This is a genomic window from Pseudomonas pisciculturae, assembly GCF_015461805.1.
Lineage (GTDB): Bacteria > Pseudomonadota > Gammaproteobacteria > Pseudomonadales > Pseudomonadaceae > Aquipseudomonas > Aquipseudomonas pisciculturae.
The window spans coordinates 831,699-850,312 of record NZ_JACVZE010000001.1 but is presented as its reverse complement, the minus strand read 5'-3'; the positions used below and the strand labels follow the sequence as shown (position 1 = coordinate 850,312).

Genomic DNA, 18,614 nt, shown 5'->3' with positions numbered 1-18,614 from the left:
TGTGGGAGGGGGCAAGCCCCCTCCCACATTTTGATTTGTGCTGTGTCAGTTGAATGTATTTTTTAGATAGCGCCTGCGACTTTCTGATTTGCCCCAGCTCCCCGCCCATGGCCTGATTCGCACTTGCTCACTCAAGGCTTGCCCATGGAAACCGTTCACACAAAACCCACCACCGCCCTTTGGCTGATGCTCAGCGTCGTGCTGGTCGCCCTCAACCTGCGCCCGTCGATGGCGGCCGTAGGCCCGTTGTTGTCGTCGATTCGCAGCGACGTGCCGTTGAGTTTCAGCAGCGCGGCATTGCTGACCATGTTGCCGGTGATGGCCATGGGCTTGGCGATGTTCTTTGGCATGGGCTTGGCCAAACGCGTTGGCGAACACCGCAGCATTGTGCTGTCGCTGCTGGTGATTGGCGCGGCCACGTTGTCGCGTTTGTTCCTGGATTCGGCGCTGGAGTTGATCGTCAGCGCCATCGCGGCCGGGGTGGGCATTGCGATGATCCAGGCGGTAATGCCGGCGCTGATCAAGTCGCGCTTTAGCGATAACGTCTCGCTGTTTATGGGGCTGTATGTCACGGCCATCATGGGCGGCGCGGCGCTGGCGGCGTCGTTCGCGCCGTTTGTGCAGGTGCAGACCGGCAGTTGGCGCGTGGGCCTGGCGATCTGGGCCGTGTTGGCGGTGCTGGCGCTGGTGTTTTGGTACGCGCAGCGCTCGGCATTACCGCCCTTACCGCAAGCCGGTTCCGGCACTCAAGAGTCGTTTTTCGGCAACTGTCGCGCTTGGTTACTGGCGATTTTCTTTGGCCTGGGTACGGCGTCCTACACCTGTGTACTCGCGTGGTTGGCGCCGTACTACGTAGAGCAAGGCTGGAGCGAACAGAATGCCGGTTTGCTGCTGGGTTTTCTGACGGCCATGGAGGTAATATCCGGCCTGGTCACGCCGGCCATCGCCAACCGTCGCCAGGATAAACGCGCGGTAGTCGCGGTGTTGCTGGTGCTGATCATCATTGGCTTCTGCGGCCTGATTCTGAGCCCGCAACACCTGAGCCTGCTGTGGCCCTGCTTGCTGGGCCTGGGCATTGGCGGGTTGTTTCCGATGAGCCTGATCCTGTCCCTCGACCACGTGGACAACCCCCGTCGCGCCGGTGGCCTGACGGCCTTTGTACAAGGCATTGGCTACCTGATTGCCGGGCTCTCACCGCTGATCGCCGGCATGATCCGCGACCAATTGGGCAGCTTCGAATGGGCCTGGTGGTCGCTGACAGCCGTTGTGGTGGTGATGCTGTTGATGGTCACGCGCTTCAACCCCTCGCAGTACGCCCGACATATCCGCTGACGTCGTGTTGCCGTTCCGTTAAGCTTTTGCGCTGCCTTGTACTGCGTTCGGTACAACGGGTTTACGGACGAAACCGATGCTAAACAGTAACTTGCTCAGAAAGCTCGATATGCAGGACTTGATGGTGTTTATCGCCGTCTATGACCAGAGCAGCGTTACCGAGGTGTCCGAAACGCTGTGCGTCAGCCAGTCCACCGTGAGCTATAGCCTGAAAAAGCTGCGCACCAGCTTTGAAGACGAGCTGTTTATCAACACACGGGCGGGCATGCGGCCGACCAACAAGGCCACGCACATGTATGACCATGTGCAGAAGATCCTCGACAGCATCAATCTCTGCCATGCCGGCGGCCCGGCGTTTGACCCCACGCAGAAGGCCGTGACCTTCAACGTCTGCGCCCCGGAATACTTCGAGCAACTGATCTTGCCGCGCCTGCTGAAGCACTTCGTGCTTGATGACCTGCCGGTGATCGTCAATGTGCACAAACTGGGCACCGACATCCCTGCCGACGACCTGCGCGAGGGCCGCCTCGATCTGGTGATCTGCTTCGGCCCGCACTTTCATCGCGCCCACAAAGGCTTCAAGACCCAGATGCTGCTGGAGGACGATTTGGTCTGCGTGTTCGACAAGCGCTCGGCGCCCCGTGAACCGGCCTTCAGCCTGCGATCATTCGTAGAGCGGCGCCACGTGTTCCCTACCCCGTGGACATCCGACACCAACATGATCGACGGCTGGCTCACGCGCCAGGCCCACAAACGCCAGGTCGTCGCGCGCGCCAACAGCTACAGCGCGGCACTCAAGATGATCACCGGCACCGACTTTATCGTCACCCTGCCCCGCCGCGTGCAAAAACTGCTGGCGCCCGCGACGGTGTTTGGCCATTGCGAAGCGCCCAACGGTTTGCCGAGCTTTACGTTGGATATGCAGTGGAATGAAACCAGTGAACAGGAGAGCGCCAATAGCTGGTTTCGGGAGCAGGTGGTGAAGGTGTGTGCCGATCAGGGGTTGTTGTAACCCGTCAGCCGATGGCGACTTTGCTGTAGGTGTCACGATCCATGTCGCGCACCTCGACGCTCAATTGCACCTGCACACCTTCAGGCCAGTCGCCGATATCTTGCAGCACCGCCAACAGGCTCTCCGACAGTTGCTTCTTGATCTGCGCCGAACGCCCGCTGAGCAACGCCAAGCGTACCGCAACAAACCCACGTTCATTCAGGCCGGTGCCCACGCGAAAACTCTCGACCTGGAGAGCACGGCTCTTGATATCGAACTCGGCGCCGAACTGACCGGAGGCCACCAGCGCATGGTTCAGGCGCAACAGGGCCTTGTCGGTGTCCAGTTGCGTCAGGTTGGCGGTGTATTCCAGGTGCAGGTGCGGCATGGGTAGCTCCGAGGCTTTCGTAGGAAGGTTCGTAGATATATCACGGAAAAAGCATCAAGCCTTGTTCGCCAGCCCTCTGTCGCTCATAAACGCCTCCAACCGTGAACGCACCCAGCGCTCTGCCGGGTCGGTGTCTACGTGGCTGAGCCAGACCATGGACAAATCCAGGGTCGGCGTCTCGAACGGGAACGGCTCACAGAACAGGTGGCCCGACACGGCCATGGCTTCGGCCGTGTAGTCCGGCAGGCTGGCGATCAGGTCGGTGCCGGCCAGCAGCGCTGGCAACGCGCTGTACTGCGGCACCGACAACACCACGTGGCGCTTGCGGCCGATTTCTGCCAGCCACTCATCGGCAAACCCGGACACATTGGCGGTATGGGACACCAGCACATGGGGCCGCGCGCAGTATTCATCGAGGGTCAGCGGTGTATCAGAGGCATCGGCACGCAGGATGCGCGGACGAATATGGCGCAGCAACTTGCGCTTGGCATTGGCCGGCAGGCCGCGGGTCTGGGTGATGCCAACGGTGATATCACCGGACGCCAGCAGATCAGGAATGCGCCAGTAATCCACATGCTGCACCACAAATACCACTTGCGGTGCTTCCTGACGCAGGCTGCGCAACAGAGGTGGCAACAGGCCGAACTCGACGTCATCGGACAAACCAATACGGAAGGTCATGGTGCTGATGGACGGGTCAAAATCGTGGGTCAGGCTCAGGGCTGACGACAGCGAATCCAGGGCGGGCGACAAGTGCTGGATGATTTCTTCGGCACGCGCCGTAGGCTCCATGCGGTGGCCGACGCGAATAAACAGCGGGTCGTTGAACAACGTACGCAGACGGTTGAGGGCCGAACTGATGGTCGGCTGGCCCAAAAACAACTTCTCCGCCACCCGCGTCACATTGCGCTCAAGCATCAGCGCTTCGAACACCACCATCAGGTTGATGTCGGCTTTGCGTAATTCATTGCGATTCATCGGCGCCTGCCCCTTCCCCTCAAGACAAGCCGCAGTGTAGAAAGCCCTGTAAGCCGCGTCTATGCGCCGATAGTTGTGTCGGGGTTTGACGACAGGCCATTCAATGTTGAGCAAGGAACGCCAAACCATGAAATTTGCCTACACCATTATCTATGTGCCGGACGTTGCGGCCTCCCTCGACTTCTTTGAAAAAGCCTTCGGTTTGAGTCGCCGTTTCCTGCATGAATCAGGCACGTACGGCGAGCTGGAAACCGGCGACACCACGTTGTCGTTTGCCGCACATGAGTTGGGTGAGATGAATTTCAAGGGCGGGCATGTGCAGGCCCACGCCTCACGGCAGCCGTTGGGAATGGAGGTGGGGTTTGTGACTGAGGATGTACTGGTCGCCCACGCAAAAGCGCTGGCCCACGGCGCGACTGAGTTGGCAGCGCCAAGCGCCAAGCCTTGGGGCCAGGTGGTGTCTTATGTGCGCTGCCCGGACGGCACCCTCGTCGAGCTGTGCACGCCCATCCAAGGCTGAACATAGAACCCCTGCGGGAGCGGGCTTGCTCGCGAATGGGGTGAATCAGTCAGTAAATCAGGTGACTGACACTGCGCTTTCGCGAGCAAGCCCGCTCCCACATTTGATCCGTGTTGTCTTGCGGATCAGGGTTTGAGCGGGCGCTCCTGGTCCCGTTCGGACAGCTCGGTTCCGTCATCTGGATGTTTCCAGGTCTGCGGTTTTTCTTCCTCGCGCCGCCGGGGTTGCTCCCGCTCAGGCTCATCCCGCCGTTTCTGTTGGTCCGCCATTGCCACCTCCCATCCGTAAGAATTGCTCACACCTTCAAGCATAGAACAGGGTCGGGCGTTTCGACGCCCTCTCGATTGATAGTCAGTACGCATCAATCAATCCAAATTTGTCACTTATCATTTCTAAATGTGTCAGCCACTATCCTCGGTCTTAGGCGAAACAAGCACTTTAAAAAGAACGCTGGAGACACAAAACCATGACTAGCCCTACCCGGCCCGACTCTGCCCGCTCAAAAGTTGGCGCGGTATTCCGCGTTACTTCGGGCAACTTCCTCGAACAATTCGACTTCTTCCTGTTCGGTTTCTACGCCACCTACATCGCTGCCGCGTTCTTCCCTGCCGCTAATGAGTTTGCGTCATTAATGATGACCTTCGCCGTGTTCGGCGCGGGCTTTTTGATGCGGCCGTTGGGCGCGATTATCTTGGGTGCCTATATCGATGACGTCGGTCGTCGCAAAGGCCTGATCGTGACCTTGTCGATCATGGCCAGCGGCACGCTGCTGATCGTGCTGGTTCCGGGCTATCACACCATTGGCCTGTGGGCGCCGGCGCTGGTATTGCTGGGCCGTTTGCTGCAAGGCTTCTCGGCTGGCGCAGAGCTGGGCGGTGTGTCGGTTTACCTGTCGGAAATGGCCACGCCTGGCCGCAAAGGTTTCTACACCAGCTGGCAATCGGGCAGCCAACAGATCTCCATCGTGGTCGCCGCCGCGCTGGGCTATGGCCTGAACGTGTGGATGGACCCTGCAGTGGTGGCCGATTGGGGCTGGCGCATTCCGTTCGCCATTGGCTGCGTGATCATCCCGTTCATTTTCATCCTGCGTCGCAACCTGCAGGAAACCGAAGAGTTCGCCAACCGCAAGCATCGCCCGACCATGCGCGAAGTGCTGGCCACGCTGGTCAAGAACTGGACCGTGGTCATCGGTGGCATGCTGATGGTGGCCATGACCACCACCGCGTTCTACCTGATCACCGTGTACGCACCGACCTTCGGCAAGACCGTGCTGCAACTGAGCACTTCCGACGCATTGCTGGTGACCTTGCTGGTGGCCGTGTCGAACTTTGTCTGGCTGCCCATCGGCGGCACATTGAGTGACCGCTTCGGCCGCAAGCCGGTGCTGATCGCCATGACCGTACTCACAGTGCTGACCGCCTACCCGGCGCTGTCCTACGTGGTTAACGCACCCAGCTTCGCCCATATGCTGGAGACGCTGCTGTGGTTCTCCTTCCTCTATGGCATGTACAACGGGGCGATGATCCCGGCCCTCACCGAGATCATGCCGGTGGAAGTGCGCGTGGCGGGTTTCTCCCTGGCCTACAGCCTGGCAACCGCGATCTTCGGCGGTTTCACCCCGGCGATTTCCACCTGGTTCATTCACATCACCGCAGACAAGGCTTCGCCGGCCTATTGGATGATGTTTGCGGCGGCGTGCGCGCTGTGCTCGACCCTGGCGCTGTATCGCCGCGCCAATACCCGCGGCCAGGTCATGCAGGAGGCGGCGTGATGCAGGCTCTGCTCAAGACCCTGACGGCCCTGGCCCTTGGCGCCCTGGCGCTGACGGCCCAGGCTGAACAGCTCAAGGTGATGACTTCTGGCGGCTTCACTGCCGCTTATAAACTACTGGGCCCGCAATACGCCCAGCACAGCGGTGACACCCTGGACACTATCCTCGGCCCGTCCATGGGCAAGGCGCCGGAAGCGATTCCCAACCGCCTGGCCCGTGGCGAACACGCCGATGTGGTGATCATGGTCGGCTACGCCCTGGATGACTTGATCAAACAAGGCAAGGTCGACCCGGCGTCCCGCGTGGAGCTGGCAGATTCGCGCATCGGCCTGGTGGTCAAAGCAGGCGCGGCCAAACCCGCCATCGGCACCGATGCCGAACTCAGGACGGTGCTGAGCCAGGCCAAATCCGTGGCGTATTCGGACAGTGCCAGCGGTGTGTATGTGCAGAAGGAGCTGTTCAAGAAACTCGGCATGCCGGCCAAGGGCACCATGATCGAACGCATCCCGGTGGCCGAACAGGTCGCCAAGGGCGATTACGAAGTGGGCTTGCAGCAGGTGGCCGAATTGCTGCCGGTGCCTGGGGTGACCTACGTCGGCAAGATCCCGGAAGACGTGCAATCGGTGACGCGCTTCGCGGCAGGTATTACGGTGAATGCCGAGCACCCGGCCCAGGCCAAGGCACTGTTGCAGTACCTGGCCTCGCCCGAAGCGCAACCGGTGGTGCAATCCACCGGCCTGGACTCGGTGTCACGCTGACCGGAACGGCATCTCGCGCACCAACCGCTCCAACTCCAGCGCCGCTGGCGGCAATGTTCGCCCGCGGCGTTTTATCAAGCCCACATTGCGCATCACTTGCGGCTCTACCAGCGGCACGCTGACCAGGATCGGGTGTTCGATGGCCGGCATTGCAATCGACGGCACCATCGCTACGCCCAGCCCTGCTTCTACCAGCCCGATCATCGTGGTCACGTGGTGCGTCTCGCAGATGCTCGGCTTTTTCACCCGCACGCCGCGCAAGGCCTGGTCCAGCAGGAAGCGGTTGCCCGAGGTTTTGTCCACGGTGATGTAGTCGTGTTCATAGGCTTCGGCCCAAGGCACGCTCTCGCGCCCGGCCAGCGGATGATCACGGCGACAGGCCAGCACATAGCGCTCTTGCAGCAGCAACTCAAACTCCACTTCATCGGCCAGGCTGCCGCTGAAACTCACGCCGAAATCCGCCTCGCCACTTTCCACCGCGTTGCACACCTCGCCAGCGCTGGCATCCAACACCCGCAAGCGAATTTTCGGATACAGCTTGTGGAATTCCGAGATCACGTGGGGCATGAAGTAGTACGCCGTGGACGGCACGCAGGCGATGGTGACGTTGCCCATGCGCGTGGACGCGACGTTGCTGATGCCCATCAGTGCGACGTCCAGATCGTCGAGCATGCGCTCCACTTGCGGCAGGAAGGCGCGACCGACCATGGTCAGGCTGACGCGCCGCGTGGTGCGCTCGAACAGCTTCACGTCGAGGGCCGACTCAAGCTTTTCGATACGCCGGCTGAGGGCCGGTTGCGAAATACGGATGGCCTCGGCGGCGCCGCGAAAACTGCCCTTGTCTACCACGGCGCGAAAGGCCTGGAGGTCGTTGAGGTCGAAATTGATGATCACGGGAGGTGGCCAGGGTGGTCGAGGTGGGTGGCATTATCGTATGAAAGCGCTAGCGACTGGCCCGTGCGCATTGAAAAAAACACCCACCTGCGTAGTCTGCATGCCAAACCCACCGACCGAGCGATCAATGCCCAAGACCTCCAACAATAAAACGCCCTACCCTGCGCTACGACTCAGCGCGGCAGTGACGGCTGCGCTCTGCCTCGCCACCCTCGGTTTCTTCGCCTGGCAAAGCTTCTATCCCGTGAGCGCAACCAGCGGCTGGAATGTCCAAGTGGTGCACCGCGATGTACCCAAGGCGGCCTCGTTGATGCCCCTGCCGGACGGCTCGCTGATGGTCAGCCAGGAGCTCGACGACGCAAAAGGCAGCATCGTGCGCATCCACCCCGATGGCACGCGCGAAGTGGTGGTCGCTAACCTGTCCAAACCTGACGGCCTGTTCGCCACCCGAGGCGGTTGGGTATTCAGTCAGGAGTCTGCCGACCTGCCCGTTAGTTTCTACAAGGACGGCGTGGTCACCGAGCTGTTTAAAGGCGAAAGCGTACAAGGGCTGTGGGACGACGGCGACTACCTCTACGCCATCGAAGACCGCAAGCCAGTCGGACGCTTGCTGCGTTATCGCTGGAGCGACAAGTCTCTGACTGTACTGCGCGACCAGCTTCAGGAAGGCGAGTCCATCGTGCGCTGCACCGATGGGCGCATGCTCTACACCGAAAAGCAAAAAGGCGTGGTGCGTGAGCTGACCGACGACGGCAGCGACCCGGTGGTGCTGAGTCACCTGAACCAGCCGACATTCCTGATGTGCGACGAGCGCGGGCTGTGGATCAACGAAGATGCCACGCACCGGGCGCGGCTGTTACTGATTGATAAGCAGGGGCGCCAGCAGACGATTCTTTCATTCTTGAAGGCGCCCCAGTCGATTGTGCCGACGGGGCGTGGCACCTATCTGTTGGCCGAGGGTGGCAGAGATCGGGTGTTGGAACTGACGCCCGAAGGACATTAGCGGCGAACCAAAAGACATCAGGTAAAACGATGGTTTTGAGCCGGGGACGAGTATCTCTGTAAATGCGCCCCCTGTATTCAGGGGGCACGTTTAAGGGCGGGACTCCACGGCAAGCAGTGCAGCGCTCCAATCCTCAGGCGTATCGATATCCAGCGATTCAACACTGTCAGCCACCAACATCGGCACTGTGCCAGGGAACACGAAACGCTTGTGCTCGCGCAACACGTCGGGCGCGATCAGGTAGATCGAGCCGCTTAGCGTACACGCGGGCTCCAGGTCCTGAGAGCGCTTGGTGAGGTGTTCCCACCCCAGAAAAGGCTCCATCGAGTCGCCTTCAAGCCTGAAGCACCAAGCAGGATGGCTACTGGCCGCGCACACGCTGACAACGGGCCGCGAGGGGTCCGCCTTGAAAAGCGCCACCGCCCGACAAATCGACTGCGCACTGCGAAACGGCGACGTCGGCTGCAAGAGCATCACGCCGTCTACCGGCCCGTGAGCCGATTCGTACTCATCGAGCGCATGCAGCACCACATCGACGCTGGTCGCCGTATCGGTGGCCAGGTGCGCGGGCCTCATGCCCGGAACGCTGGCACCGTAGGTTTGTGCGACAACACCGATCTGCGGATCATCGGTAGTGACGACAACCGCACACGCCGTGCCGCTCTGCAATGCGGCCTCTATCGTCCAGGCAATCAACGGGCGGTCGCCCAGCAGCTTGATGTTCTTGCCGGGCAGGCGCTTTGAGCCACCTCGCGCTGGCACCACCGCCAGGATCTTCATTTCATTGCCACAAAACTGGACAGGATCGAAAGACCGATCTCGCCACTTTTTTCGGGATGAAACTGGGCGCCCCAGACGTTGTTGTGCCCGATCACCGCAGCCACGACCGTATCGTCGTGCATGCAGTTGGCGATCCGGTGAGCCGGATCTGCAGGCACGGCCATGTACGAGTGCACGAAGTAAACCGCGCTGTTCGCCGGGTCGACGGAGGCGAGCGGTGTGCCCTCCCACGTCGTGCGCCCCTCGGGAAATACCAGACTGGACCAACCGATGTGCGGCACTTTCGAGCGTTGCCCGTGGTTATCGACTGTCGGAACCGGCTCAACGGAGCCGGGGATCAAGCCCAACCCACGGGTGTGGCCGTGTTCGGCACTGCTGTCGAGCAGCATCTGCATCCCCAGGCAAATCCCCAGAAGCGGACGCCCTGAGCGTGCAAACTCGATGATGGCCTGGTCCATTCCGCCGGCCGACAGGTTCTGCATGGCATCGGCAAAAGCCCCGACACCTGGAAGTAAAACCTTGCTGGCGCCCTTCAGCAAGCTCGGGTCAGAGACCATCTCGACCTTGGCGCCGCAATGCTCCAACGCCCGACGGACACTGAAGAGGTTGCCGACACCGTAATCAATAACTGTAATGACATCACTCATAGGATCGAACCCGTACACCCGCAGCAGAAACATCGCGCCGAATATCAGCAAGAGAAACGCGCTGGTAGTGCAGGATGTCAGCCATTGCCACGGCATCCGCCCCCGCCTTGACCGCGCTGATGGCATGTTCGGAGCTGCCCATGCCGCCACTGGCGATCACAGGAATATCCACAGCCTCAGTCACCGCATTGACCAACTCAAGGTCAAAGCCCTTGCGCGTACCTTCACGGTCGACCGAGGTCAGCAGGATCTCGCCAGCGCCGAGCTGGGCGGCTTGCTTGACCCACTCCAGCAGGTCTTTGCCCGTGGACTCACGCCCATTGTCGGTAAACACTTCCCAACGCTGTGGGCCAACTGTCTTGGCCTCGACCGAAAGGACCATGCACTGGCTGCCGAAACGCCGGGCAATCTCGGTAATCAAACCGGGGTTGCCCACAGCGGCGGTATTGACCGCCACTTTGTCTGCCCCGCAGCGCAGCAGATGCGCTACGTCATCCACTGAGCGCACGCCGCCGCCGACGGTCAAGGGAATGAACACATTTCTGGCTGTGTTCTCGATCAACTCACTCAGACTGTTGCGGCCATACAGGCTGGCCACGCAGTCCATGTAGATAAGCTCATCGATCCCTTGCTCGTAATAGCGCATGGCAAAATCGTTAGGCACACCGATTTTGCGCAGGCCTTCGAGGTGAATGCCTTTGATGAGGTCCTTGCCCTTTACGTCGAGGCGGGCAATCAGTCGGGTGTTACTCATTCAGCGCTGCCCTGAGCAGACCAAGGCGTGTAACGCAGTTTCCACTCACCATCCACGACATGCCACAAGTGCGGGGAGCGGAACTCGTCGCACGTCGCCAGAAACTCTTCGCGGGTCATGCTGATGTAATCGAGGAACTCTTTTTCATAACGCGAAGGGTATTCGCCTTCATAACGCTGCATCAGCGCAATCGCTTCGTCCTTGTCGATATGGTGATTACGGATTTCCTGAGCGGAGTCCATCATCGTGCGACCGACACCAAACTTGATCCAGCGCGTGAAGTAGAAGAAGCCGTCGACTTTATCATCGAGGCTGTTGTACTTGGAGTAGGTACCTTCGGTACGCACTGGGTTGGCCTCGAAGCCGGTGTTTTCCACTGCGTAGTAGTAGGCTTCCTGAGGTACCCACTTGGTGTAGTAGCCCAGGTACTTGAAGTCGATACCCTTCTTCTCGAGCACGTCCGGCGCCATAGGCAGGTAGCCTTTGAGGTCGACCAGTGGAACGCCTTCGTCGAGGTACTCGCCAATCGCCTTGCCGCCCAGGAATACATCGCGGATGTCTGTTTTGCCCAGGTAATCGAGCGAAAAGCCTTCGCTTTCCACTTCCTGGCCCTGGGTTGCATAGCCGGTAGTCTTGTGAGAAATCTTCTCACCGTACTCACCCGGCATCTCTCCGTAGAAAATCAGCGGGATGTTGAACTGTGCAGCCATTTTCGCAACGTAGGTCTTCTGACCCAGGATGAACGGCTGGAACGGGTGCAACAGGTTGATCGTCGCGTTGCGTGTCAGCAGGCGATGGATCTTGCCGTTGGGGGTATAGAGGAAGTTGTCGAAACCACCGACATGCAGCCAGTTCTGGAAGTTTTTCCAGCCGATATCGGTGTACAAGTGCGGGGACCAGGTCACCGTCAGCGGGTTCATGCCGTACTTGTACTTGAGCAAGTGGGACTGCATCGCGCTGTCCTTGCCACCACTACCGCCGACGATGCAGTCATACGAACCGTCGTTCTTGCGATAACGGTTGCACAGCTCGACCAGCTCGCGCTCGCGCTCTTCCCAATCGATTTCACCGGTTTCCTTGAGCTTGTTGAAGTTACAGGCATGGCATACGCCGTGCTCATCAAAGCTCAGGGTTGTCTTGGTCGAACTGTGACTGTGTGCATACTCGTTACTGGACATCGGCTGCTGGTTGGACATGTTGCAGATTTTGCAGAACTGAACGTCACGTGGCAGGCCGTAAAATACTTCCAGCTCACCTTTGGGTTGCGCAAACTTTGAAAGATCAAACGACGCGCTAGGGGAAATTTTCAAAATTGGTCTCCGATTGCAAAATCAATAATCAAACAGGATATTTATTGCGAGCCCGCTGCAGGTCGTCAGGGCGGCCTACATCCAGCCAAGGCTCATGCATGGGATAAGCAATCGTGCTTTCACCCTTGTGCTGAAGACGCTCGAACAGCGTTGGCATGTCGCATGAGCTTCCCACAACCAGCTCGTCAAGCGCTGCCGGGTCCAGGACATAAATACCTGCGTTCACGTAGGTTCTGTGGATAGGCTTCTCGTCGAAACCGACAATATTGATGCCTTCGGTACGAACCACGCCAAAAGGGTTCTGCCACTCATGGAGCCTGACCGCCATAGTGGCCGATGCGTCATGGCGCAGGTGGAAATCGAGCATTTCACCGTAGCGCACGTCGCTCAGGACATCACCGTTGGTGACCACAAACGGCGCCGTAGGCCGTGGGTTGAACAAGCTGATGGCGCCTGCGGTGCCCAGTGGGGAGTCTTCATGCAGGTAGCTGATGTTCACGCCCCATTTGTGGCCGTCACCGAAATACTCTTCGATCATGTGGCCAAGGTAATGTACCGATACGATGAAGTTGGTAAACCCATCCATCTTGGCCCGATCGATGATCAATTCGAGCATCGGCTTGCCACCGACTGGCAGCATCGGCTTGGGGCAGTCTTCGGTGAATGGCAACAAACGTTTGCCAACACCACCGGCCATGATAACCATGGTATTGGGACGATCTGCCGCTTCGACGACTTCATCCCACAAATGCAACCCCACCACATGGCGGTCCGCGTCAACGATCGGAAGCTGGTGGATCTTGTTGGCGTGCATGAGGTGCAGCACCATTTCACGCCCCATCTCAGGCGGAACAACCAACGGGTTGGCAGACATGATCTGCTCCACGGGGCCATCCAGTTCAAGGCCCCTCAGCAGGCCACGCCGAACATCGCCATCAGTGACGCTACCCTGCAGACGCCCTTGCGCACAAATCACAAGCACGATCTGCATCCCGGACTCGTCCAGGTTGCTGATGGCCTGTTGAATGGTCGCGCCCTGCGACAGTAACGCTTTGCGCCATATTTGGTGGTCAACTGTATTCATGATGTCTTCGGTTGAACTCTCTATTTCGATTCGTTGATGCGCACGGGTGAACCCACCACCCGATGCCCCGCCTGCAAATTCCTGACTAACACGGCCCCGGCCCCCACGACACAGGATTCGCCGATCGAGACGCCTTGTATCGTGGTCGAGCCTGCACCGATGAAGGCGCCACGTGCAACCTGAACAGCTCCGCAGAGCACTGCGCCGGGCGCGATATGTACGTGGTCGCCAATTGTACAGTCGTGGTCAATCCTGGCCCCGGTATTCACGATTGTATTGGCCCCAATCGTCGCGTCTGGCTGAATGACCGCCCCGGCCATGACCTGCACGCCGGCGTGCAGCACGACGCTGGGGTCGACCCAGGCCGCTGGATGAACAAGCGCCGGAAAGCCAAAGCCTCTGGCACACAGCGCGTCAAACAAACCTTGCCTGCGCAAGGAGCCCACTGTCTGCCCCATGCCATTAACCAAGCCAACGCTGGCGGGGTCTAGCTGATCAAGGGCTTCGTCGCCCCCCAACACCGCGATGCCCCGCCACATCGTCACCGACTGCGCTGCCAAACCAGGATCACAGACCCCACGCACATCCGCGCCGATTGCCTGCAGCAGGGACAGCAGGACTTTTGCATGCCCTCCCGCGCCGAGCATGACGACCGCCGGGGCGATTGCCGGCATCACTCGATGGCCTCGCCAGCACGGTAGGCTTTTGAAGCTGTCGTGCCAACGCGTTCCCAAAGCGATACCGCAGGCAATCCGCCACCACAGCGTGCGGTGCTGAGGTCTTCGCGTGCAAAGCGCTCACCTTGCGCAATGTCGCGCACAGTGATGACTTGCTGGCGAGCAGCCTTTCGCGTGTCCCACTCGCTCGGTTGAGGCGACTTGGCCGCGACCCCGAACGCCTGCTCCACACCGCGAATCTGCACAATCATCTGCGCCAGCTCATCCGGCTCCAAGGAAGCCTTGTGATCAGGGCCTGGCATGGTGCGGTCCAGGGTGAAGTGCTTTTCGATCACCCGAGCGCCCCGCGCAACCGCTGCCACGGGCACAAGCAAACCTTCGGTGTGGTCCGAATACCCCACCTCAAGCCCGAAAGCACGGCGCAGCGTGTCCATCGCCAGCAAGTTGACCTCCGACAAGGGGGTCGGGTACTGCGACGTGCAATGCAACAGCGTGACATGCCCCTGCAGCTTGCGCCGGACACTCTCATCACTCCAGCACCGCCACACTTCATCCATGCCGGCCGGCTCACGCTCGTTGACCAGGCCGTGGGCCACGATCGCCAGCCCCTGCTCCACTTCACTCAGGGTGGCCATGCCGGTCGAGAGAATCAGTGGCTTGCCGGTCCTGGCGAATTGCCACAACAACGGGCCATTGGTCAGCTCGCCAGAGGGCACCTTGAAAAAGGGAATACCCAGCGAAACCAGGAACGCCAGGCTGTCAGTGTCGAAAGCCGTGCTGATGAACTCGATGCCGCACGCCGCTGCATGGGCCTGCAACTCGGCATGCCATTCCCTGGGCAACTCCAACTGTTTGAGCATCGCCAACTGGCTTTGCGCAGCGTCGGTGGTCTGCTGCTGGTACAACGCCTTGGGTGCACTGACCGACGCCAACTTGCGGGCATCGAAGGTCTGGAACTTTACCGCGTCTGCACCGGCCTGGGCCGCCAGCTCCACGAGCTTGAAAGCCAGGTCTCGCTGCCCGTTGTGATTCACACCGGCCTCGGCAATAACGTATACGGCGTCTTTATTTGGCTTTGTCATACGTCAACTCAAATCATGAAAAGACTTGTGACCCGAGACGTCACAGGTTTCGAGGATCTGCACAATCTGCCTGGCGGCATCACCTTGCCCGTAGGGGTTCTCGACTCCCTTGCAAGCATCGGCAAAAGGCTGGCTTAGCGCGGTCTCAATGGCCGCCACAATCGACGCGGTTTCAGGCTCGCAGTGCACGACGGAGGCCGCGCACAACCTACCCGCCTGGCGCGCGCCGATATCGACCGTCGGCACACCGAAAGACGGCACCTCGATAAGCCCGCTGGAAGAGTTGCCCACGACAACCGCAGCCTTGCCCACGACACTGAGATAACGCCGAAAGCCCAAGGACGCAATGGCCAGCACGCGTGCGCCGTTGCGTGCAGCGTAGTCCTCGATCATCGGGATAATCGCGCGTCCACCATTGTCGGCATTGGGATACGTGAGCACCACGCCATACTGACCAAATGCATCCAGCGCCGCCAACAGTGCGCCAAAACTGGCAACCGGGTCTTCTTCCTGCATCGTCACCGGGTGGTAGGTCACCAGGAAAAAAGGCGTGCTGAAGTCAAAGTCCAGGGTCTGCGCCAGCTCACTGGCAGACAGCGCGGGGGTCAGCTTGAGATGGTCCAGCCCCACCGCGCCCACGTTGAACACGCGCTCCGGGGCCTCGCCCATTTGGATGACGCGCTGGCGATACGGTTGCGCCGCGACAAAGTGCAGGTAGGACATTTTGCTGATGGCATGCCGAATCGCGTCATCATAGGCGCCTTCGGTCAGTTCACCGCCGTGCAGGTGGGCAACCGGGATCCGCATGATCAAGGCCGCTTGAACGATGCTCAGCGCCTCGAATCGGTCACCCAGCACTACCAGCATGTCAGGGCGCAGGCGATCGAGTGCGTCGGCAAAACCCAACGTCCCCAACCCCATGGATTTGACCGTGCCAACATCGGTATCGGAAGACAGCAGCATCTCTACCTTGGCATCGATAGCGAAGCCATCACTCTGAATCTGGCGCCACGTTTCGCCGAACTCGGGAGATAAGTGCATGCAACTGACGATGACCTGCAGCTCCAGTAATTCACTGGATTGTATGCCTTTCATCAGCCAGTAAAGCAGGCCGTACTCTGCCCGGGTGCCGGTAAAGACGGCGATCCGACGACTCATGGGCGCTCCGGTGCCTTCACGCTGCTTGGCAGGTTGACCACACGCGCTTCCAGCCACTGCGCGTTGCTCAGGTCACCCGTGATGCAGTCGCGATAGGCGGGCAAGTGGTTCATCAAGCGCCAGATCGGGCGGGTCATCACGCCCTGATCGTTGGTGGCCTTGAGCAGTGCATCGCGCTGTGCCAGGTCTTGGCAGATCACGGCGTTCAACCAGTAGTTGGAGCGGCAGCCTTCAGGCTCAAGCACAAACTGCAGATCGCCGCCGGCCAACTCTTCGGCGTAGCGCATCGCCAGGCCGCGCTTGGCCTCAAGGAACGAATCGAGCTGTTCCAATTGAGCACAGCCCAGGGCCGCGTTGATATTCGGCAGACGATAGTTGTAACCCACTTCATCATGCACATATTCGTACGGGTGCGGCTGCTTGGCTGTGGTGGTCAGGTGCTTGGCCTTGGCGCCCAGCGCCTCCCCCGTCAGCAGCATGCCGCCGCCGCCGGTTGTGATCACCTTGTTGCCATTGAAGCTCAGCGTACCAATCAGGCCGAACGTGCCGGTGTGCTGCCCCTTGTACGTACTGCCCAGCGACTCGGCGGCATCTTCCACCAGCGCAAGCCCCCAACGACGGCACACCTCAACCAACTCATCCAGCGCTACCGGGTGGCCAAAGGTGTGCATCGGCAAACAGGCGCGCAGAATGCGGTCATCTTTTTTGAGGCGACACTGGCCCTCTGCATCGACAAACGCTTGCGCCTCAAGCCACGTTGCGAGCGCCGACGGCGAAAGCCCAAGCGTATGGCGATCCACGTCCACGAACACCGGTTGCGCGCCGCAATAGGCGATGGCGTTACAGGTGGCCACGAATGTCAGCGACTGAGTAATGACCAGATCGCCAGGCTTGACGCCGGCGAGCAGCAAGGCGACGTGAAGCGCAGCGGTACCATTGACGGTCGCCACTGCCCGTGGGCTGCCGGTATAGGCCTGCATGTCCCGCTCGAAGCGATCGACAAAGGCACCTACGCTCGAAACGAACGTAGAGGTGATGGTATCGGCGACATACTGCTGCTCATTGCCGGCAAATACCGGCGCGTGCAGCGGGATGAATTCATTGGTGCCGTAGTGTTCGCGTACAAACCTGACAAGCGAGTCAAACATGGCGAACCTCAAACGTTATAGATATTGGCTTTGTATTTGGCCAGGTTCTGAGGGTGCGAGAACCACTCCACGGTCTTCTCCAAACCTTCACGAATGGAAAATTCGGGTTTGAAGCCTGTCAGGCCGTGAATCTTGGTGTTATCACACCACAAACGGAAGACTTCGGATTTCTCAGGGCGGATACGCTGATCGTCGGTCAGGAACTCGACATCACTGCCCATCAAATCACGGATCAGGTTAAGCGTGTCACCGACTGAAATCTCAAAGTTCGAACCGATATTGACGGTCTCGCCAATTGCCTGGTCGCAGCGCGCAAGCTCAAGGAAGCCACGGCAAGTGTCTGCAACATAGTTGAAGTCACGGGTTGGCGTCACATCACCGAGTTTGATCTGTTTCTGCCCGGCAGCAATCTGGCTGATGATGGTCGGAATCACTGCCCGCGCAGACTGGCGAGGCCCGTAGGTATTGAACGGGCGTGCGATGGTCAGCGGCAGGTCAAAAGCGTTGAAAAAGCTCATGGCCATCGCGTCCGCACCGATTTTCGACGCGCTGTAGGGCGACTGCGCCTGCAGCGGATGTTTTTCGTCGATAGGCACATACTGCGCGGTGCCATACACCTCGCTGGTCGAGGTATGGATGACGCGCTTGACGCCATTCTCGAGCGCCGCCTGGCAGATGTTCAGCGTGCCCTTGACGTTGGTGTCGACGTAACTGTCTGGCGCTACATAGGAGTAGGGGATGGCGATCAGCGCGGCGAGGTGAAAGACGACATCCACGCCCTTTGTAATGTGTTTGCAATAATGGGGGTCGCGCACATCACCGTTGAGGACCTCGATCTGCGAGAGGCAATCCACGTCCTCCAGCCAACCCCAATAGTTAAACGAGTTATATTGCGAAAGTGCCTTAACCTTATAACCCTCGCGTACCAACAACTCGGTCAAATGCGAGCCAATAAAGCCGTCAGCGCCGGTCACCAAAACTGTAGTCATCGTTTAACCCTTAACGTGCCTGCACCTGACATTTACTCAGGAACAGAAGACATATAAATAACTACCGGGGCCAGTCGAACGACCTCGGCCCTACTACTCATTTCGCCGTAAAGCGCTGCTTGATCAACGTTGTTGCAACCCGCCGACTTCAGGTCGGACTAGTAGGCACTGCGCACAACAACGAGGACTCCCTTGTCGCCTGCCAGGTTCGCCGGATGACAATGATGCCTGGTTCCAGCAACCACACTGCAGGGCGTGCGTAAAGTTAGGCAGCGCCAAATCTTCGCTGCACTATACACAAAGAAAGGACGCGTCTCCATGCCGCCGGCGCGCCCCACAAAGGCAAAGCC

20 protein-coding genes are annotated in these 18,614 nt (G+C 59.6%); 6 read left to right on the top strand and 14 right to left on the bottom strand.

Going from position 1 to position 18,614, the window contains the following annotated elements; all coding sequences use genetic code 11:
• Window positions 1-144 precede the first annotated feature (144 nt).
• Both ICY20_RS03830 and ICY20_RS03825 read left to right on the top strand, forming a co-directional pair.
• On the top strand, window positions 145-1,332 hold the full coding sequence (locus ICY20_RS03830; protein WP_194936962.1) for a cyanate transporter: 1,188 nt from the start codon (window positions 145-147) through the stop codon (window positions 1,330-1,332).
• Between the two features lie 76 nt (window positions 1,333-1,408).
• Complete coding sequence (locus ICY20_RS03825; protein ID WP_194936961.1) at window positions 1,409-2,344, top strand: LysR family transcriptional regulator; 936 nt, start codon at window positions 1,409-1,411, stop codon at window positions 2,342-2,344.
• A 4-nt stretch (window positions 2,345-2,348) separates the two neighbouring features.
• On the opposite strand, the gene ICY20_RS03820 is transcribed toward ICY20_RS03825, so the two are convergent.
• Together ICY20_RS03820 and ICY20_RS03815 are read right to left on the bottom strand one after the other, a co-directional pair.
• Entirely contained in the window at window positions 2,349-2,711 is a 363-nt protein-coding gene (locus ICY20_RS03820) for a 5-carboxymethyl-2-hydroxymuconate Delta-isomerase (RefSeq protein WP_194936960.1), read from the bottom strand.
• A 54-nt stretch (window positions 2,712-2,765) separates the two neighbouring features.
• Window positions 2,766-3,689 carry a LysR substrate-binding domain-containing protein gene (locus tag ICY20_RS03815; RefSeq protein WP_159962130.1) on the bottom strand — a complete coding sequence of 308 codons (924 nt, stop codon included), beginning with the start codon at window positions 3,687-3,689 and terminating at the stop codon, window positions 2,766-2,768.
• Between the two features lie 127 nt (window positions 3,690-3,816).
• On the opposite strand from ICY20_RS03815, the gene ICY20_RS03810 reads away from it, so the two are divergent.
• Window positions 3,817-4,209 (top strand): VOC family protein, encoded by a 393-nt coding sequence (locus ICY20_RS03810; RefSeq protein WP_194936959.1) that lies wholly within the window; start codon window positions 3,817-3,819, stop codon window positions 4,207-4,209.
• A 125-nt stretch (window positions 4,210-4,334) separates the two neighbouring features.
• On the opposite strand, the gene ICY20_RS03805 is transcribed toward ICY20_RS03810, so the two are convergent.
• Window positions 4,335-4,478: a hypothetical protein gene (locus ICY20_RS03805; protein WP_194936958.1), complete on the bottom strand. Its 144-nt coding sequence runs from the start codon at window positions 4,476-4,478 to the stop codon at window positions 4,335-4,337.
• Window positions 4,479-4,675: 197 nt separating this feature from the next.
• On the opposite strand from ICY20_RS03805, the gene tcuC reads away from it, so the two are divergent.
• Together tcuC and ICY20_RS03795 are read left to right on the top strand one after the other, a co-directional pair.
• A complete protein-coding gene (gene tcuC, locus ICY20_RS03800; protein WP_159962132.1) occupies window positions 4,676-5,980 on the top strand; it encodes an MFS transporter in 1,305 nt (434 codons plus the stop codon).
• Window positions 5,980-6,738 (top strand): substrate-binding domain-containing protein, encoded by a 759-nt coding sequence (locus tag ICY20_RS03795; RefSeq protein ID WP_194936957.1) that lies wholly within the window; start codon window positions 5,980-5,982, stop codon window positions 6,736-6,738. The genes tcuC and ICY20_RS03795 overlap by 1 nt, the downstream gene beginning before the upstream one ends.
• Here the strand turns inward: ICY20_RS03795 and ICY20_RS03790 are convergent.
• Window positions 6,730-7,632 (bottom strand): LysR family transcriptional regulator, encoded by a 903-nt coding sequence (locus ICY20_RS03790; protein WP_122487099.1) that lies wholly within the window; start codon window positions 7,630-7,632, stop codon window positions 6,730-6,732. The genes ICY20_RS03795 and ICY20_RS03790 overlap by 9 nt on opposite strands.
• 127 nt (window positions 7,633-7,759) lie before the next feature.
• Here ICY20_RS03790 and ICY20_RS03785 point away from each other — a divergent pair, with 127 nt between their 5' ends.
• Window positions 7,760-8,635, top strand: a complete 876-nt coding sequence (locus ICY20_RS03785) for an SMP-30/gluconolactonase/LRE family protein (RefSeq protein WP_228758265.1) — start codon at window positions 7,760-7,762, stop codon at window positions 8,633-8,635.
• 90 nt (window positions 8,636-8,725) lie between these two features.
• On the opposite strand, the gene ICY20_RS03780 is transcribed toward ICY20_RS03785, so the two are convergent.
• Genes ICY20_RS03780 through ICY20_RS03735 form a run of 10 tightly spaced genes read right to left on the bottom strand, consistent with a single transcriptional unit; the run spans window position 8,726 to window position 18,264 of the window.
• Window positions 8,726-9,415, bottom strand: coding sequence for an acylneuraminate cytidylyltransferase family protein (locus ICY20_RS03780; RefSeq protein ID WP_194936956.1), 690 nt, complete (start codon window positions 9,413-9,415; stop codon window positions 8,726-8,728).
• Entirely contained in the window at window positions 9,412-10,062 is a 651-nt protein-coding gene (gene hisH / locus ICY20_RS03775) for an imidazole glycerol phosphate synthase subunit HisH (RefSeq protein WP_159962136.1), read from the bottom strand. Before hisH ends, ICY20_RS03780 begins: the two co-directional genes overlap by 4 nt.
• Window positions 10,055-10,816: an imidazole glycerol phosphate synthase subunit HisF gene (hisF, locus tag ICY20_RS03770; RefSeq protein ID WP_159962137.1), complete on the bottom strand. Its 762-nt coding sequence runs from the start codon at window positions 10,814-10,816 to the stop codon at window positions 10,055-10,057. The genes hisH and hisF overlap by 8 nt, the downstream gene beginning before the upstream one ends.
• A complete protein-coding gene (locus ICY20_RS03765; RefSeq protein ID WP_194936955.1) occupies window positions 10,813-12,126 on the bottom strand; it encodes an N-acetyl sugar amidotransferase in 1,314 nt (437 codons plus the stop codon). Before ICY20_RS03765 ends, hisF begins: the two co-directional genes overlap by 4 nt.
• A gap of 28 nt (window positions 12,127-12,154) precedes the next feature.
• Window positions 12,155-13,210, bottom strand: coding sequence for a nucleotidyltransferase family protein (locus tag ICY20_RS03760; protein ID WP_159962139.1), 1,056 nt, complete (start codon window positions 13,208-13,210; stop codon window positions 12,155-12,157).
• Between the two features lie 20 nt (window positions 13,211-13,230).
• Entirely contained in the window at window positions 13,231-13,884 is a 654-nt protein-coding gene (locus tag ICY20_RS03755) for an acetyltransferase (RefSeq protein ID WP_159962140.1), read from the bottom strand.
• Window positions 13,884-14,969: an N-acetylneuraminate synthase gene (gene neuB / locus ICY20_RS03750; RefSeq protein WP_194936954.1), complete on the bottom strand. Its 1,086-nt coding sequence runs from the start codon at window positions 14,967-14,969 to the stop codon at window positions 13,884-13,886. The genes ICY20_RS03755 and neuB overlap by 1 nt, the downstream gene beginning before the upstream one ends.
• Before the next feature lie 3 nt (window positions 14,970-14,972).
• Window positions 14,973-16,127 carry a UDP-N-acetylglucosamine 2-epimerase gene (gene neuC, locus ICY20_RS03745; RefSeq protein ID WP_159962142.1) on the bottom strand — a complete coding sequence of 385 codons (1,155 nt, stop codon included), beginning with the start codon at window positions 16,125-16,127 and terminating at the stop codon, window positions 14,973-14,975.
• The gene (locus tag ICY20_RS03740; protein WP_159962143.1) at window positions 16,124-17,275 is read right to left on the bottom strand and encodes a LegC family aminotransferase; all 1,152 of its coding nucleotides are present in this window, start codon (window positions 17,273-17,275) and stop codon (window positions 16,124-16,126) included. Before ICY20_RS03740 ends, neuC begins: the two co-directional genes overlap by 4 nt.
• A gap of 8 nt (window positions 17,276-17,283) precedes the next feature.
• Window positions 17,284-18,264, bottom strand: a complete 981-nt coding sequence (locus ICY20_RS03735) for an NAD-dependent 4,6-dehydratase LegB (RefSeq protein ID WP_159962144.1) — start codon at window positions 18,262-18,264, stop codon at window positions 17,284-17,286.
• Window positions 18,265-18,614: the final 350 nt, after the last annotated feature.

Bases quoted from the DNA above. Each gene is read 5' to 3' on its own strand.
- ICY20_RS03830 (WP_194936962.1), top strand. From the start codon at position 145: ATGGAAACCGTTCACACAAAACCCACCACCGCCCTTTGGCTGATGCTC.
- ICY20_RS03825 (WP_194936961.1), top strand. From the start codon at position 1,409: ATGCTAAACAGTAACTTGCTCAGAAAGCTCGATATGCAGGACTTGATG.
- ICY20_RS03820 (WP_194936960.1), bottom strand. From the start codon at position 2,711: ATGCCGCACCTGCACCTGGAATACACCGCCAACCTGACGCAACTGGAC.
- ICY20_RS03815 (WP_159962130.1), bottom strand. From the start codon at position 3,689: ATGAATCGCAATGAATTACGCAAAGCCGACATCAACCTGATGGTGGTG.
- ICY20_RS03810 (WP_194936959.1), top strand. From the start codon at position 3,817: ATGAAATTTGCCTACACCATTATCTATGTGCCGGACGTTGCGGCCTCC.
- ICY20_RS03805 (WP_194936958.1), bottom strand. From the start codon at position 4,478: ATGGCGGACCAACAGAAACGGCGGGATGAGCCTGAGCGGGAGCAACCC.
- tcuC (WP_159962132.1), top strand. From the start codon at position 4,676: ATGACTAGCCCTACCCGGCCCGACTCTGCCCGCTCAAAAGTTGGCGCG.
- ICY20_RS03795 (WP_194936957.1), top strand. From the start codon at position 5,980: ATGCAGGCTCTGCTCAAGACCCTGACGGCCCTGGCCCTTGGCGCCCTG.
- ICY20_RS03785 (WP_228758265.1), top strand. From the start codon at position 7,760: ATGCCCAAGACCTCCAACAATAAAACGCCCTACCCTGCGCTACGACTC.
- ICY20_RS03780 (WP_194936956.1), bottom strand. From the start codon at position 9,415: ATGAAGATCCTGGCGGTGGTGCCAGCGCGAGGTGGCTCAAAGCGCCTG.
- hisH (WP_159962136.1), bottom strand. From the start codon at position 10,062: ATGAGTGATGTCATTACAGTTATTGATTACGGTGTCGGCAACCTCTTC.
- hisF (WP_159962137.1), bottom strand. From the start codon at position 10,816: ATGAGTAACACCCGACTGATTGCCCGCCTCGACGTAAAGGGCAAGGAC.
- ICY20_RS03760 (WP_159962139.1), bottom strand. From the start codon at position 13,210: ATGAATACAGTTGACCACCAAATATGGCGCAAAGCGTTACTGTCGCAG.
- ICY20_RS03755 (WP_159962140.1), bottom strand. From the start codon at position 13,884: ATGCCGGCAATCGCCCCGGCGGTCGTCATGCTCGGCGCGGGAGGGCAT.
- neuB (WP_194936954.1), bottom strand. From the start codon at position 14,969: ATGACAAAGCCAAATAAAGACGCCGTATACGTTATTGCCGAGGCCGGT.
- neuC (WP_159962142.1), bottom strand. From the start codon at position 16,127: ATGAGTCGTCGGATCGCCGTCTTTACCGGCACCCGGGCAGAGTACGGC.
- ICY20_RS03740 (WP_159962143.1), bottom strand. From the start codon at position 17,275: ATGTTTGACTCGCTTGTCAGGTTTGTACGCGAACACTACGGCACCAAT.
- ICY20_RS03735 (WP_159962144.1), bottom strand. From the start codon at position 18,264: ATGACTACAGTTTTGGTGACCGGCGCTGACGGCTTTATTGGCTCGCAT.